Annotated in this window: 14 protein-coding genes, 1 pseudogene and 1 riboswitch; of the genes and pseudogenes, 11 read left to right on the forward strand and 4 right to left on the reverse strand. The window is 35.8% G+C overall.

From position 1 onward, the window contains the following. Positions 1-206 precede the first annotated feature (206 nt). Positions 207-593 carry a sporulation protein gene (locus tag V7068_RS09120; RefSeq protein ID WP_499712431.1) on the forward strand — a complete coding sequence of 129 codons (387 nt, stop codon included), beginning with the start codon at positions 207-209 and terminating at the stop codon, positions 591-593. Positions 594-656: 63 nt separating this feature from the next. Here V7068_RS09120 and V7068_RS09125 read toward each other — a convergent pair whose 3' ends face one another. After that, the gene (locus V7068_RS09125) at positions 657-1,427 is read right to left on the reverse strand and encodes a serine/threonine-protein kinase (RefSeq protein WP_499712433.1); all 771 of its coding nucleotides are present in this window, start codon (positions 1,425-1,427) and stop codon (positions 657-659) included. Between the two features lie 526 nt (positions 1,428-1,953). On the opposite strand from V7068_RS09125, the gene V7068_RS09130 reads away from it, so the two are divergent. From V7068_RS09130 to V7068_RS09160, 7 genes are all read left to right on the forward strand, one after another. Then, positions 1,954-2,409 carry a hypothetical protein gene (locus V7068_RS09130; RefSeq protein ID WP_499712434.1) on the forward strand — a complete coding sequence of 152 codons (456 nt, stop codon included), beginning with the start codon at positions 1,954-1,956 and terminating at the stop codon, positions 2,407-2,409. 23 nt (positions 2,410-2,432) lie between these two features. Then, positions 2,433-2,729, forward strand: a complete 297-nt coding sequence (locus V7068_RS09135; protein ID WP_499712436.1) for a hypothetical protein — start codon at positions 2,433-2,435, stop codon at positions 2,727-2,729. Continuing rightward, positions 2,730-4,013, forward strand: coding sequence for a glutathionylspermidine synthase family protein (locus tag V7068_RS09140; RefSeq protein ID WP_499712438.1), 1,284 nt, complete (start codon positions 2,730-2,732; stop codon positions 4,011-4,013). A 2-nt stretch (positions 4,014-4,015) separates the two neighbouring features. Next, on the forward strand, positions 4,016-4,429 hold the full coding sequence (locus V7068_RS09145) for a DUF350 domain-containing protein (RefSeq protein ID WP_499712440.1): 414 nt from the start codon (positions 4,016-4,018) through the stop codon (positions 4,427-4,429). 672 nt (positions 4,430-5,101) lie between these two features. Beyond that, positions 5,102-5,533, forward strand: a complete 432-nt coding sequence (locus tag V7068_RS09150) for a helical membrane plugin domain-containing protein (protein WP_499712441.1) — start codon at positions 5,102-5,104, stop codon at positions 5,531-5,533. A 42-nt stretch (positions 5,534-5,575) separates the two neighbouring features. Continuing rightward, positions 5,576-6,757: an NAD(P)/FAD-dependent oxidoreductase gene (locus V7068_RS09155; RefSeq protein WP_499712443.1), complete on the forward strand. Its 1,182-nt coding sequence runs from the start codon at positions 5,576-5,578 to the stop codon at positions 6,755-6,757. 371 nt (positions 6,758-7,128) lie between these two features. Further along, entirely contained in the window at positions 7,129-8,532 is a 1,404-nt protein-coding gene (locus V7068_RS09160) for a polysaccharide deacetylase family protein (RefSeq protein ID WP_499712445.1), read from the forward strand. A gap of 184 nt (positions 8,533-8,716) precedes the next feature. Here the strand turns inward: V7068_RS09160 and V7068_RS09165 are convergent, their stop codons facing one another. The 3 genes and pseudogenes from V7068_RS09165 to V7068_RS09175 all read right to left on the reverse strand — a co-directional run bounded on the left by V7068_RS09165 (position 8,717) and on the right by V7068_RS09175 (position 9,880). Beyond that, the gene (locus tag V7068_RS09165) at positions 8,717-9,142 is read right to left on the reverse strand and encodes a MarR family winged helix-turn-helix transcriptional regulator (RefSeq protein WP_499712447.1); all 426 of its coding nucleotides are present in this window, start codon (positions 9,140-9,142) and stop codon (positions 8,717-8,719) included. Positions 9,143-9,342: 200 nt separating this feature from the next. After that, positions 9,343-9,708 (reverse strand): annotated as a pseudogene (locus V7068_RS09170) (SDR family NAD(P)-dependent oxidoreductase); the annotation flags it as partial. Beyond that, the gene (locus V7068_RS09175; protein WP_499712449.1) at positions 9,677-9,880 is read right to left on the reverse strand and encodes an SDR family NAD(P)-dependent oxidoreductase; all 204 of its coding nucleotides are present in this window, start codon (positions 9,878-9,880) and stop codon (positions 9,677-9,679) included. The gene V7068_RS09175 and the pseudogene V7068_RS09170, both read right to left, overlap by 32 nt. A 119-nt stretch (positions 9,881-9,999) precedes the next feature. Then, positions 10,000-10,211, forward strand: a riboswitch (cobalamin riboswitch). Positions 10,212-10,390: 179 nt separating this feature from the next. Here V7068_RS09175 and V7068_RS09180 point away from each other — a divergent pair. The 3 genes from V7068_RS09180 to nikC are packed head-to-tail and all read left to right on the forward strand — an operon-like array spanning position 10,391 to position 13,727. After that, a complete protein-coding gene (locus V7068_RS09180; protein ID WP_499712451.1) occupies positions 10,391-11,950 on the forward strand; it encodes an ABC transporter substrate-binding protein in 1,560 nt (519 codons plus the stop codon). A 5-nt stretch (positions 11,951-11,955) separates the two neighbouring features. Next, positions 11,956-12,885 carry a nickel ABC transporter permease gene (nikB, locus tag V7068_RS09185; RefSeq protein ID WP_499712453.1) on the forward strand — a complete coding sequence of 310 codons (930 nt, stop codon included), beginning with the start codon at positions 11,956-11,958 and terminating at the stop codon, positions 12,883-12,885. Between the two features lie 14 nt (positions 12,886-12,899). Beyond that, on the forward strand, positions 12,900-13,727 hold the full coding sequence (gene nikC / locus V7068_RS09190) for a nickel transporter permease (RefSeq protein ID WP_499712455.1): 828 nt from the start codon (positions 12,900-12,902) through the stop codon (positions 13,725-13,727). The last annotated feature ends 1 nt before the right edge of the window (position 13,728 follow it).

Here is a 13,728-nt window from a genome sequence, read left to right on the forward strand (position 1 = left end):
AAGAAGATAGGTGGGGGAGAAGTTTCCTAGCTATTTAAAAATAAGAAAAGGTTGGGGAATGTATCAAATAAAAACATGAAAATCCTATTCCATAAGCTAATGACTAATAACAAGTTTAGCTTTTGAGGGATAAGGTGAAATAAAAATATTCGAAAAGCTTACGACAAAAAAATTACTGTTATATAAATAATTCAGGAGGGTGTTCATTGATATTAAGGAAAAGCATGGCTCTATTAGGAATAGGTTCAGCAAGAATTGATTTGATTTTGCAAAAGGAAGCGTATAGACCTGGTGAGGTCGTTTATGGGTATTTTTCTATCAACGGAGGAAGCATTGAACAAAAGTTAAAGAGAATAGATTGTAATCTCGTATTGACTGATAAAGCTGCAGGTACTGAAAAAGTAATAGATACTAAAATCACTTTGACTTCCAAGCTAGTTAATTCTGAGGAACTATATACTCTTCCGTTTACTTTCCAGCTTCCAGCGTCTATTAGTGCTTCAACGGATGAATTATCTTATCGTTTCCAAACAAAGCTGCACTTTAATGAAGGTGTAACCAGCCAAGATCAGGATATCATTCAAATCCTGTAGTTCACATAGATAAAATTCAAAAGTCATTGATAAGAGGGCCCTCTTCAAAGTTGTGGGCCCTCTTTACAGTGGAAGTGCTTCATAAGCCGTCCGAGTATCCAGGAATGCTTGTTCAATTAGAAGTAAACGTTCTATATAATGCTGTACATAGAGAGGCAACTGCAGTTCTTCCTGCCAGCATCGTTCCTTTTTATCATGAGGCGTGTAATTGGAATATAGTAAATACAGTAAGAAATGTCCAATATAGTAAAGGTCGCTAATATGATTTTCTACTTTTTTCGGATTTTTTATCGTATCGATGTTTATACTCTCTTTCATATAACACGCTAAGCCAAAATCAATGACATGTAGTTTATTATGATGCAGGAGGATGTTTGGGATACGTAAATCGCGATGAACAATTCCGTGATCATGAATCGTTAGTACAATTTCAAATAATTGTTTGACGAGTGTTAATGATTCATGGACGGAGAATGTTTGTCCCTTATTAAAAATAAGATGTTCAAACGTATGGCCTTCAATAAAATCCATCATATAAAAAGGAAGGCCTTTAACAAAGCCTTCCTCTTTGATAGTGGGCAAGTTCGGATGCATTTCCTTTCGGAGAAACGCAATTTCTTGCTGAAAGTTATTTTTTGTTGAGGCTTTATTTTTATGCTTAGCACGCAGTCGTTTTAAAACATACTTCTCATTAGTGAGCTTATGCTGAAGTAAATAAGCGACTCCAAAGGATCCAATCCCTAAGGTGTCTAAAAATTCGTACTTATTACTTTGGTTGATGTGGTCGATAAATAATCGATTGTATTTAATTTCATAAAGGTGTTGAAACATCATGATCATAAGTCCTCATAATCAACTGCTTGAAAAGCTGCGGGAACCAAAAAATCCTTTTTTATGTCCTTTTTTGTAATGTTTATGACCATAATAATTTTGTTTACTTGAATAATGCTTTCTACGAGAGCTGCTTGAATAGTATCTTTTATGTTTAGAGCTGCTTCCGCTATTTAAGAGTGATTTAATGATTTTCTTTAAAATAAGAATCGCCTCCTTTAGTTACCAAGTATAGAAAAGTCATTTATTCATTGCAACAATAAGTAACTCTCTATTTTGTGAATAAAAAAATCCCCTATTGAGGGGATTAACCAAAGTATTTTTCAAGACCTTTATAAATTCCAATTGCTGATTTGTATTGGTAGGTTTCTGTAGAAACTTTTAGAGATATTGTTTTTACGGTAATATTTCATAGCTATTTTACAAAAAATAGATAGTATTTCTTATATTGGTTATGTGAATATTCTAGTAAAATAGATACGGAATTATAAACAAACGTAAGGTAGATACATAGGAGAAGGGGAATTGCATGGAGTTTCAATCTGTTATTTTGGAGTATCGGCTGCAAAAGGGACCTGAGCAATTTGTCCCGATTTATCATTATCCAGGTATTGACTTAGAACAAATTTTGGCAAGAAGAGAATGTGAATTTTTCGTTAAAGAAGGGATTACATATAAACAGCTTTCCTCTGCCATCGAAAATGATTTGTTTGTCATTTATGTGGAAGTGTTTGAAGAGGGATTAATAGAAAAAGAGGAGGATTCGACGCAGGGGATTAAGCTTGAAGTTCGTGAATTGAATGCAGAGAAGAACCATCCGCTTATTACGTCTAAATATATGAGGAACCACTTAGATGTGTTAAGCGTAATTGGCAGCGTATATACATATGATTACGGTAAGGAATGGGAGCGGGATTCAGCAGAAATTGATGAAGACCGGAAAGTGTATGCGTTATATGTAACACCAACTGGCTATACGATGTGAACATGAGGAGAGGAGTATAGAAATTGAAAAAAACAAAGAAAATGATGGCAGGAGTATTAACGGCAGCGCTTGCTGCTTCTTTAGCTGCTTGCGGGGAAGATCGTCCGCCGGAACCGACTGGATATGATTGTGATGATTGGGACTGGGATAAGAAGACGGGAACGTATTACTGTGATGATGATAGTTCCTCGCACTCAGGTGGTTACTATCACAACGGGACTGTTTATTCAAATAAAAAAACATTACAAACAAGTTCTTCTTATCAATCCTATGTAAAGTCGGGGATTGGAAGTGGGACAAAAGGTGGATTTGGAGGGTAAATGAGCACGTTTCATGATGAAAGGAAGCAGTTTTATGAACAAATCGACGGGTTTTGGTCTGATTTATATGGCATGGAATACGCTTTGTGGGATGTGAAAAAGGAAACATCAGAAACGATTAGACGCATCCGAACAGCGGCGGAGCGAATTGGTCATATTTTTTATAAAACGGCTCCATTGCTAAGGAATTTAGATGATGAGACGTTCCTTCAACTTGGATTTCCGCCTGAATCTTTTACGTATATTCGTTTACAGACCCTGCCTTTTGAAAGTGTTATCGCCCGCCTTGATTTAGTGGTGACAGAGCAAGATGTAAAGTTGCTTGAGATGAATGCAGATACACCGACTTTTATTATGGAGACATTTAATATAAATGAAAAAGTGTGCAAAGCGTTTCAGCTTAAAGATCCGAATGAGGCGTGTGAGGATAAGCTTCGAGAAGCGCTTCAGAAGGCTATTAAAGCAGCTGTTCGCTTTCTCGGAAAAAGAAAAACTCCCCATATTGTTTTTGCTTCCCATGGAGACCACGCAGAAGACCGCTTAACAACTATGTATTTACAGCAACTGAGCGGCTTTAATAGCCGTTTTACAAGTCTTGATCGATTAAGAGTTGTACCGGAAGCGATTAAAGAGAATGGAGAAGTTGTAGTAGAACGGGGGCTGTACGATGACCAGGGTGAAAAAGTAGATGTGTTGTATCGTCAGACGTATCCACTTGAACATCTAATCGAAGATGAAGACCCTTTAACGAAAGAAAAAGTAGGACAATTTTTAATGAAGCTTGTGGAAGAAAAAGAGTTGGCTGTTATCAATCCTCCTTCGGCTTTTTTATTGCAATCAAAAGCTATTATGGCTCTTATTTGGGGATTACATGAAGTGAGGCATTCTTTTTATACAGAGGAAGAACATCAATGGATTTCATCCTATTTTTTGCCTACTTATATGGATGAGGACTGGTTTTGGCAGCAAAAGGTGAACTATGTAAAAAAACCGTCTTTCGGCCGCGAAGGAGATACGGTTGAAATTTATGAAGGCACAGGTCAAAAAATGGACGAAGATCAGCATAAAACATATAAAGATTCAGTGCCGGTTTATCAGCAGTTTATCGAGCTTCCTAAAACGGTTGTGCAAACAGAACAAGGAGAGAAGCAAGTACACTATATGTACGGGTGCTTCTATATAAATGGTCAGGCCAGTTCGATTGGTATTCGTGCTGGGAGACAGATTACAGATAATGAATCATATTTCTTGCCAATCGGCTTAGATAAAGAGGAGGAAAAATAGAGATGGATTTTATATCTTCGGATAGTTTTTTAAATTTTTTAGCTTATGTGGGGACAGGATTTGTTTTAATTGTACTTGGATTAATCGCATTTGCGCTGACGACGAAGTTTTCAGAATGGCAATTAATTAAAGAAGGGAATCTTGCGGTTGCTTTAAAGTTATGGGGAAAAGTCATTGGTTTAGGGATTACGCTCTATACAGTGTGGGGAAGCAGTGTGAATTTAGTTGATGCTTTTTTATGGGGCCTAATTGGAATCGCGACACAAGTGGTAGCCTATTTAGTCATTGAATATATTTTAACACCGAAAACAAATCTAGCAAAAAAGGTAGAGGAAGGAAACACAGCTGTCGGTTTTAGCTTATTTGCAGTCGGCATTACAGTTGGTTTAATTGTAGCGGGAAGCTTGACATATTAATGGAAGAAGTAAAAGACGGCTCAGAAGGAAAATGAGTCGTCTTTTCTTACGTTTATCACGTCTAGAGTTTTTAAGGCTATAAGATGAATATGGTTGAGTAAAAAATTAACAATCTTATTTAACAGATTCATTTTAAAGCACATGGTTACATCATGTATGAATTATGTTATACTGTCATTGTCTGAATTCGTTTTAATTGCTGGTATAGTTTGTGATGTTATTCACATGTTGTTTAATGAGAAGGAAATATAGGAATGACGACCAAGTAGCCACATATTGAGTAGGTATTTGTCGCATACTTATTTTAAAAGAAAGTCGTGCATTTTAATGCGTCGCATTCTGTGTTAAGATAGGTATTGTCGTGAATCGCACGTTGGATTTTTTTCTATGAAGAAAATCGCAACTAATAAACGCAGCTCTTGTTTATGGAGGTTTATTAGCGGATGTTTTTAATTTTATTAATCCAGTTAAAGGAATTTTTTATATCTACTTTTAAGGTTTTCAATAATTATATAGCAGGATATAATTAGAAGAGTCACTGGTATTGGTACGTTTAAAAACATTTAAAAGGTTTTATTTTTTTTGTGTAAAGTTTTACAAAGTTTCCTAAACTTATATGAGTTAAGAAAATGCAAAATTAAGCACTATGCTTATTGTAAAGGAGAATTGGATATGTCAGAAACAAGCACTCAACAAAAGTCTGAAGCATTGACAGCGAGCCAAGAACAACTGGATGTACTAGATCAGCTATTAAAACCTGAGGTACAAGAATCACTGACTACTTTAGTAGAACAATTGCCGAAATTGACTGAATTAGTAAACATTTTAACGAAGTCTTACGATCTTGCTCAATCGGTTGCCACGGATGAAGTATTAAAAAGCGATACGGTTAGTGCAATTACAGAAATCGTAGAACCAGTTACACACTCTGTAAAAAGTCTTGCTGCGACTGCTATTGAAGCAAAAGATCGTGCAGATACAAATCAGGAAGTAATCGGTTTATTCGGTATCTTAAAAATGCTTAAAGATCCACAAGCACAAAAGTTGTTCCGTTTTGCAAACGCTTTTCTTCAAATTACAGCAGAAAAAAATAGCCAAAAATAATAGTTTGTTTCACATTTAATTCGTAAGGACGGAGGATTAACTATGTCAAAACATATCGTCATCTTAGGTGCAGGTTATGGCGGAGTACTTTCTGCTTTAACTGTTCGTAAATATTTAAACAAGGATGAAGCTCAAGTTACAGTGGTGAACCAATTCCCAACTCACCAAATCATCACAGAATTACATCGTCTTGCAGGTGGAACTATTAAAGAACAAGCTGTTGCTGTGCCTTTAGAAAAGCTTTTCAAAGGAAAAGATATTAACATTAAAATTTCTAAAGTTGAATCGTTCAACGTAGACAAAAAAGAAGTAAAACTTGCTGATGGTTCTATCTTAACTTACGATGCTCTTGTTGTTGGTTTAGGAAGTCAAACTGGATTCTTCGGTATCCCGGGACTTGAAGAAAACAGCCTAGTATTAAAATCTGTAGCAGATGCTAACAAAATTTACAACCATATCGAAGGTCGCATTCGTGAATATGCGAAAACGAAAAATGAAGCAGATGCAACTATCGTAATCGGCGGTGGCGGATTAACAGGTGTTGAATTAGTTGGTGAAATCGTTGATAACTTCCCGAAAATTGCGAAACAATATGGCGTAGACTTCAGCGAGTTGAAAATCAAGCTTGTAGAAGCTGGTCCTAAGATTCTTCCAGTTCTACCTGATAACTTAATTGAACGCGCAACAGCAAGCTTAGAAGCACGTGGTGTTGAATTCTTAACAGGTCTTCCTGTAACAGGCGTTAAAGGAAATGAGATTTCATTAAAAGACGGTCAAACAATCGTCGCTAACACGCTTGTTTGGACAGGTGGCGTAGCTGCACTTCCAATCGTTGGTGAATCAGGTCTTGAAGTGGATCGTGGAAGAGCAACCGTTAATGAATTCCTTCAATCTAAATCACATAATGACGTATTTGTTGTTGGTGACAGCGCTGTTGCTTTCCCAGAAGAAGGCGGTCGTCCGTACGCACCAACTGCACAAAACGCTTGGCAAATGGGTGAACTTGTTGGATTCAACTTGTTTGCATACTTCGAAGGCCAAAAAATGGATAAGTTTAATCCTGTAAACTCAGGTACACTTGCAAGTCTTGGACGCAAAGATGGTGTTGCGACAATCGGAGCTAACAACACTCCACTTAAGGGTCTTCCAGCAACATTGATGAAAGAAGCAAGTAACATTCGTTACATGTCTCACATTAAAGCGTTGTATACTTACGCCTATTAATTTGGAGATATGTTAAGATAATCACAATCCCTATTTCGATTTTTTGGAATAGGGATTTTTATTGTTCATAAGTTTTATAAAAAAATCCAGCTATATTGCGATTTAGGTTCATATAATAATGATGAATAAAGGGTACACCTATATATTTGCTAACATTCTATTTTTCTCGTTGTTTTTCGTCAATTTCTTGATAATTATTTACTTTGCCATTGCTAAAAACATCAATACTGGTAAAATCAGAGAGAGGAAGATTTCTTGCCTTCGTGCAATCTAAATTGCTGCATACAAAACTTTTTATATAACTAGCGCTTGAGAGAACTGATATTTTAATGTGTTTATTTATTAGAATTATATAAGGGGAAGAGTAACAAATGGAAAGAAAGAGAAAACTGAATTATAAGAGGGTCTTTATTGCGCTAATCGGTTGTTGTATGTTAATAGGAATAGCTAGTTATTTGATTAATTCAAAGGCTCAAGCGGTAAAAAGTATGGATAACAAATATTCGGATGTAGAGATGAAAATGTTACTCAAAGATAGTACATATGGAGGTTATTCGGTTAGTTATCCATTCTTCGAAATGAACATAATTGATGAAACGTTGAAAAGTTATGTAACAGAGAGAATTTTTCAATATGAGAAAGAGTTGAGTGGGAAAAATTCCTCGCAAAAGGAAACTTCCGAGTTAAGTATTACGTATGATATAGTCCATTATAGTAAACAAACAGTGACGATTGTGTTTGAAGAATATAAGCAAATTGATAAACGAGATGGTTATATAGACCTACAGACATTCAACTTCGATATTCCACTACAAAAGTCCCTTTCATTGGAGGATGTTTTTAAAGAAAACTCAGATTACTTATCTATATTATCTACTATTTCTTATGCACAACTAAAGAAAAATCAAGACATTGCTGCTTCGATGCATACTTTAAAAGATGGAACGAAGCCGATAAAAGAGAATTTTCGTCATTTTAGTATATTAGAAGATACAATCGTGTTGTATTTCAGACCTAATCAAGTTGCTCCCGGTCATTTAGGAGTACAAACAATTGCCATTAAAAAGAATGTCTTTAAAAATGATCTTTTGGATACATATCAAAATAATAAGGCTAATAAAAATAAAATTAAAGAAATTCAGCCGCCAAATGCTGTGGCAGAGCTTCCTAAAAGAGAAATGAATATTGACCCAAATAAAAAAGTCATTGCTCTTACATTTGACGATGGCCCGAATACAAGTACGACTACGACCATTTTAAAAGCATTAAAAAAATACGATAGCCATGCGACATTTTTTGTGCTTGGAAGTAGAGTGAAATATTATCCGGATATGATTACAGAGATGTTAGAGGGTGGAAATGAGGTAGGAAACCATTCATGGGACCATCCACAATTAACAAGATTAAATAAGAAGCAAGTGACAAGTCAAATTGAAGAAACCCAATTTATTATTAAAAAAGTGAGTGGATATGAACCAATTCATATGCGTCCGCCATATGGAGCGACAAATAAAAAAACTAATAAGTATTTTAAGAAGATGGATGTAATCTTATGGGACATTGACCCAGAAGATTGGAAAGCCCGTAATAAAGATAAGATTGTAAAACGAGTAATGGCTCAAGCAGAGGATGGAAAAGTTGTTCTCATGCATGATATTTATCAATCAAGTGCAGAGGCTGCTGTTGAAATTATTAAACGACTTAATAAGCAAGGCTACCAATTAGTAACGATTTCGGAATTACAAGAAATCCAGAAATTAAGAAAAGCAGATTAGTATAATCCAAATTAGTTTTCTGCTAGGGTACATCTCATTTAGTTAGCAGAACAATTTTTAACTCCTGCTCATAGGAAAGCAATGTCTTGTACGAGCGGGGGGGCCTTCTTATACCAGTTTAACAACTTGAATATATAGTTAAAAAGCATATGCTTGGTCTTACATGAGAACAAGCATATGTTTTTTATTTTTCCAGCGAGTGGTTAAGCTTCTCATAGATAGTTAATAGTTGTTGTCGCTCTTCTTCTGATAATGTTTCGAATAAATTTGTGCGTAATGTCTTTCCTGTTTCATGTGCTATCTGAACCATTTCAACGCCCTTGTTTGTAATCGCTAAATAAATAATTCTTCGGTCTTCATCATCAACAACTCGTGTGGCCAATTCTTTTTGTACGAGTTTTTCAGATAAGTGAGTTAAAGAGGGAGGAGTTAATCCTAAAGCTCTTGCGATATCTGATGGCCGGCTTTTTCCATTTTCTTTAAGATAATTTAGTACGAGAATATGGGAAATCCCTAGGTTCTCTTTGAACATTTTATTCCATTTAATAATCATATTATTCGTTAATTGATCCATCATATGAATCAATTCAAAGATTGTTTGTTTTTTCATCCCTTATTACTCCTGCCTTTTATTTAATGCCCCTGTTATAGGATGTTGTATAATCAGTAATATTATTTAACAAAGCCTATTTAATAGGAAAAATCCCTTTGTATTTAAGGGGATTATTACGACACTTAGCATCCAATAAAGCTCCCTGTCGAAACAGGGAGTGAGTGCGGAAAAGATTCGTATGGGCCATATAATTAATCTTATTGAGCAGAAAAGCCGCCGTCAATAACTAATTCTGCACCAGTGATATAAGACGATTCATCAGATGCTAGAAATAATGCTGCATTTGCAATATCTTCCGGATGACCTAATCGTTGAAGGGGAGTTGCTTGAACTAAACGGTTTAGAAGTTCTTTTGATGTTTCTAACGATTTTGTCATAGGTGTTTCAATAATTCCAGGGAATAGGGCGTTTACACGTATTCCTTGATAACCAAAAGTTGTTGCAGCTGCCTTAGATACAGCACGTACTGCACCTTTAGACGCTGAGTAATGATTAAAGCCTTGACCGATTTGAGCTGTATAAGAAGAGATATTAATGATTGAGCCTTTTTTTTGCGGCTGCATAAGAAGTTTGTGTAGGTTGTCCATCAATTCCGGCACCTGAAGCAAAGTTAATCACTTTACCTTTAGATTTCTTTAATTCAGGGTAAGCAGCCTGCATAAAATGGAATGTAGGATAGAATCCAGTTCCGAAAGAAAGATTAAAATGTTCCATTGTTGTTTCATTGAAAAGCATCTGTCTTGATACATGTGCATTATTAACTAGAATGTCTAGTTTTCCATTGACAATCGTTAATTATATAACTATTATTTTTAATTAGAATATAAGTGTTTGAAATAACAGAATGTTAAAAATTTCATATGTAGAAAATAGGTGCACAATGAAGCTTTAGGAAGTTTCGTTTGCTTAATAGGGAAGTCGGTTTAATTCCGACACGGACCCGCCACTGTGTAGGGAAACAGTATGATATGCTGTGAGCTTTCAGAAAAACCACTGGGGTAACACCTGGGAAGGATTGAGAGTGAATGCCCTGAGTCAGGAGACCTACCTATTTGAACATCACTGTTAGACCTACGGGATTTTTAGGGAGGTGGTTAGTGTGCTGATAATCACAAGTCTGTACGTATATCATCTATGGATGATTATAGGTGTAGATTCCCTATTTTTATCATTAAAAGCATTTCTGACCTCTTTATATAGTCAGAAATGCTTTTTTGTTTTTAATCATTTTATAGGGGGAAGAACATGTTGAAGAATTGGAATAGGAAACGAAACTTAGGATTATGGATGGTTCTTGCTTTATGCCTTCTAGCACTTATAGGATGTGCTGGAAATGATGAAACATCAACAGACAAAGGTACTAATGAAGAAGATTCAAACCAAAAAGCAACCTTAGCTTTTTCGTGGAGTCCAGCAAGCCTTGACCCACATGGTAGTGATAGCTGGGAAGTTATGCGCTCTGGAACAGCGGAAACATTAATTAAATTAAATGAAGAATTGGAGCCTACAACTTGGCTGGCAAAATCATGGAAACAAGAAAATGACACAACATGGTTATTTCAATTGCAAAAAAATGTAAGTTTTCATAATGGGAAAGTAATGGATGCTACAAGCGTAAAAGACTCATTACAGCGTTCTATCGATAAAAACCCAAAAGCGAAAGATTTATTACAAATTAAATCGATGGAAGCCGTGTCAGATACTGAGTTGAAAATTGAAACTACACAACCGAATGCGGCTTTAATTGCGCATTTAGCTGACCCAGCAACAATCATCGTAGATGTAGCAACAATTAATGATAAAGATAGCTATCCTGCCTTTACAGGGGCATTTAAAATTAAACAATTTAATCAAGATCAATCACTTATTGTTGAACGATATGAAGATTATTGGGGCGAGAAAGCATTATTATCTGAAGTGACAATTAAATTTATTTCTGATGCTAATACGCGACTAATGGCTTTACAATCTGGAGATGTAGACGGGGCAACCGATATTTCTGTTGATCATATTGATGTTTTAGAGAAGAATAAGAAATTTGAAGTGTTAACCGCTACATCATTAAGAACACATATGCTGATGTACAATATGGAATCTCCTCTATTTAAAGAGTTAGCATTGAGAAAAGTGGTTGATATGTTAATCCCACGTGAAGAGATTGTGAATTCAGTCATGAAAGGACAAGGGGCTGTAGCTCATAGTACATTTTCTCCTGTCTTGCCATTTGGCAAAGTGGAAAATAAAGAAGAAACTGAATCTGTTACTCAGTTAATGCAGCAAGAAGGTTGGAAGAAAAATTCTGAGGGAATGTGGGAAAAAGAAGGAAAGGCATTTGAAGCAACATTATTAACGTTTCCACAGCGTCCAGAATTAACAGTAATGGCAGAAGTAATCCAAAATAAATTATTAGCTGAAGGAATGAAAGTCCATATTCGTCAAGTAGAGAATATTGACGATACATTAGCGAATGAAGATTGGGATATATCAATGTACAGCATGTTAACAGCACATACAGGTGATCCGCAATACTTCTTAGAAATATTTTATCGATCTAATAGTGAATCAAATGTGAGTAAATATGTGTCACCTTCGGTTGACAAAATGATTAATCAGTTAAGTCAAACAACTGATTTGGAGGAGCGCAATCAATTAGCTATTCAAATACAACAGGAAATTAATCAAGATATTCCACAGTCATTTATTGTTTTCCCCAATACGGTATTTGCTGTTAGAGATGGTTTGAAAGGCTTTATAGCTCATCCGATTGAGTATTACTATAATCATTCACAAATTGATGTGGAATAGTGTAGATGATTAAGTTTTTCATAGAACATTTGATTCAATTAGTTTTTGTTGTTTTTTGCGTCGCTACACTTACTTTTTTACTACTAAGAGTATCACCTGGAGACCCGGCTACGATTATGTTAAAAGTAAATGATGTTCCTGCATCAAAAGAAGCACTAGACTCATTACGCACGGAGCTAGGATTAACAGAATCTATAGGGAGTCAATATGTCCAATGGATCAAGGGGGTTTTCACTGGGCAATGGGGAAACTCCTATGTTTCTAAAGAGCCCGTCGTTGATGAACTATTCGAAAGGTTACCGGCTACTTTAGAACTAGCGTGTGCTGGTTTATTGATTATGCTAGTGATTACTCTCAGTTTAGGAATTTCAACAGCTGTCTATTCAGCTGGGATATTAGATAGAATCGGCAGACTTATGGCTCTTTTCGGGTCTGCCGTTCCTTCTTTTTGGTTAGGATTTCTATTCATTTATTTATTTTCTGTTCAATATGGCTGGCTTCCTTCTATGGGAAATGGTACTTGGCAGCATCTCGTGTTACCAGCGCTAACACTGGGATTAGGATTAGGAACCGTGTATGCTCGAGTGTTACGGACAAGTATGTTGGATATGATGAACCAAAACTTTGTGAAAGCGGCTAGAGCAAGGGGCATGTCCAAGAGACGAATATTAGTTTTTCAAGTGCTCAAGCATGCTTTTTTACCAATTGTGACGATGATAGGGACAAGTTTTGCTTTTATGCTAGGTGGAAGTATTATTGTAGAATCTATTTTCTCATGGCCAGGTCTAGGACGATATATTATTGAGTCAATTAATATGCGAGATTATCCAGTCATTCAAGGGTATGTTATTTTTGCATCTATTCTATTTGTTTGTATTCATACGGTTGTAGATTTTATTTATGTTCTAGTAGATCCGCGCTTAAGGGTTAGTTAGAAGGGAATGTATTCATGCAAAAGATATTATATCGATTAGATATAAACGTAATAGTAGGAAGTGGGGTGCTTATACTAATCCTTTTTATTGGAATCTTTGCTCCTTGGATTGCTCCTCACGACCCTGTAACTGTAAATTTAGCTAATAGATTATCTTCTCCAAGTTGGATGTATCCATTTGGTACGGATCATTTAGGACGTTGTATATTATCAAGGGTTATTTACGGAGCTAGAATAAGTATGACAGCTGCTTTTCTTCTTCTTATTTTTACTTTAATAATTAGTATTCCAATTGGGCTAGTAACAGGATATGTACGTGGTCGAACAGATCATATTTTTATGCGAGTAATTGATAGTATGCTAGCTATTCCTGATATTGTTCTCACAATTGCAATTGTTGGTGTCTTAGGACCTGGATTTATTAATATGATTATTGCAATCATAATCGTTCGTTGGGCAAACTATGTTCGCTTTATTAGGAGTCTGGTGATTAAGATTTGTAAAGAGGACTATCTATTATCGGCGCGCATGTCAGGAAATTCACATCGGCGTATTATGCAACGTTATATTCTTCCGCAAATCTTTGTATCTGTTCTTGTTTTTAGTGCATTGGATATGGGGAAAATCGTGCTGGCTATTGCGGGACTTTCTTTTTTAGGGTTAGGAATCCAACCTCCAACACCTGAATGGGGAGCGATGTTACATGATGCAACGGCTTATTTTCAAATTGCTCCACATGTGATGATTTTTCCGGGGATGGCTATTTTATTTTTCGTATTAGCATGTCAATTAATTAGCGACAGATTTAGAAAATTAGATTCTACTACTCTTAAAGAGGTGTAAG

This window comes from Bacillus sp. JJ634 (assembly GCF_036962285.1).
GTDB classification, from domain to species: Bacteria; Bacillota; Bacilli; order Bacillales; family DSM-1321; genus Peribacillus; species Peribacillus asahii_A.

Excerpts from the sequence above, each read along its gene's own strand:
- V7068_RS09165 (WP_499712447.1), bottom strand. The coding sequence starts at position 9,142 with ATGAAAAAACAAACAATCTTTGAATTGATTCATATGATGGATCAATTA.
- V7068_RS09130 (WP_499712434.1), top strand. The coding sequence starts at position 1,954 with ATGGAGTTTCAATCTGTTATTTTGGAGTATCGGCTGCAAAAGGGACCT.
- V7068_RS09140 (WP_499712438.1), top strand. The coding sequence starts at position 2,730 with ATGAGCACGTTTCATGATGAAAGGAAGCAGTTTTATGAACAAATCGAC.
- V7068_RS09125 (WP_499712433.1), bottom strand. The coding sequence starts at position 1,427 with ATGATGTTTCAACACCTTTATGAAATTAAATACAATCGATTATTTATC.
- nikC (WP_499712455.1), top strand. The coding sequence starts at position 12,900 with ATGCAAAAGATATTATATCGATTAGATATAAACGTAATAGTAGGAAGT.
- V7068_RS09155 (WP_499712443.1), top strand. The coding sequence starts at position 5,576 with ATGTCAAAACATATCGTCATCTTAGGTGCAGGTTATGGCGGAGTACTT.
- V7068_RS09145 (WP_499712440.1), top strand. The coding sequence starts at position 4,016 with ATGGATTTTATATCTTCGGATAGTTTTTTAAATTTTTTAGCTTATGTG.
- V7068_RS09175 (WP_499712449.1), bottom strand. The coding sequence starts at position 9,880 with ATGCTTTTCAATGAAACAACAATGGAACATTTTAATCTTTCTTTCGGA.
- nikB (WP_499712453.1), top strand. The coding sequence starts at position 11,956 with ATGATTAAGTTTTTCATAGAACATTTGATTCAATTAGTTTTTGTTGTT.
- V7068_RS09160 (WP_499712445.1), top strand. The coding sequence starts at position 7,129 with ATGGAAAGAAAGAGAAAACTGAATTATAAGAGGGTCTTTATTGCGCTA.
- V7068_RS09180 (WP_499712451.1), top strand. The coding sequence starts at position 10,391 with ATGTTGAAGAATTGGAATAGGAAACGAAACTTAGGATTATGGATGGTT.
- V7068_RS09150 (WP_499712441.1), top strand. The coding sequence starts at position 5,102 with ATGTCAGAAACAAGCACTCAACAAAAGTCTGAAGCATTGACAGCGAGC.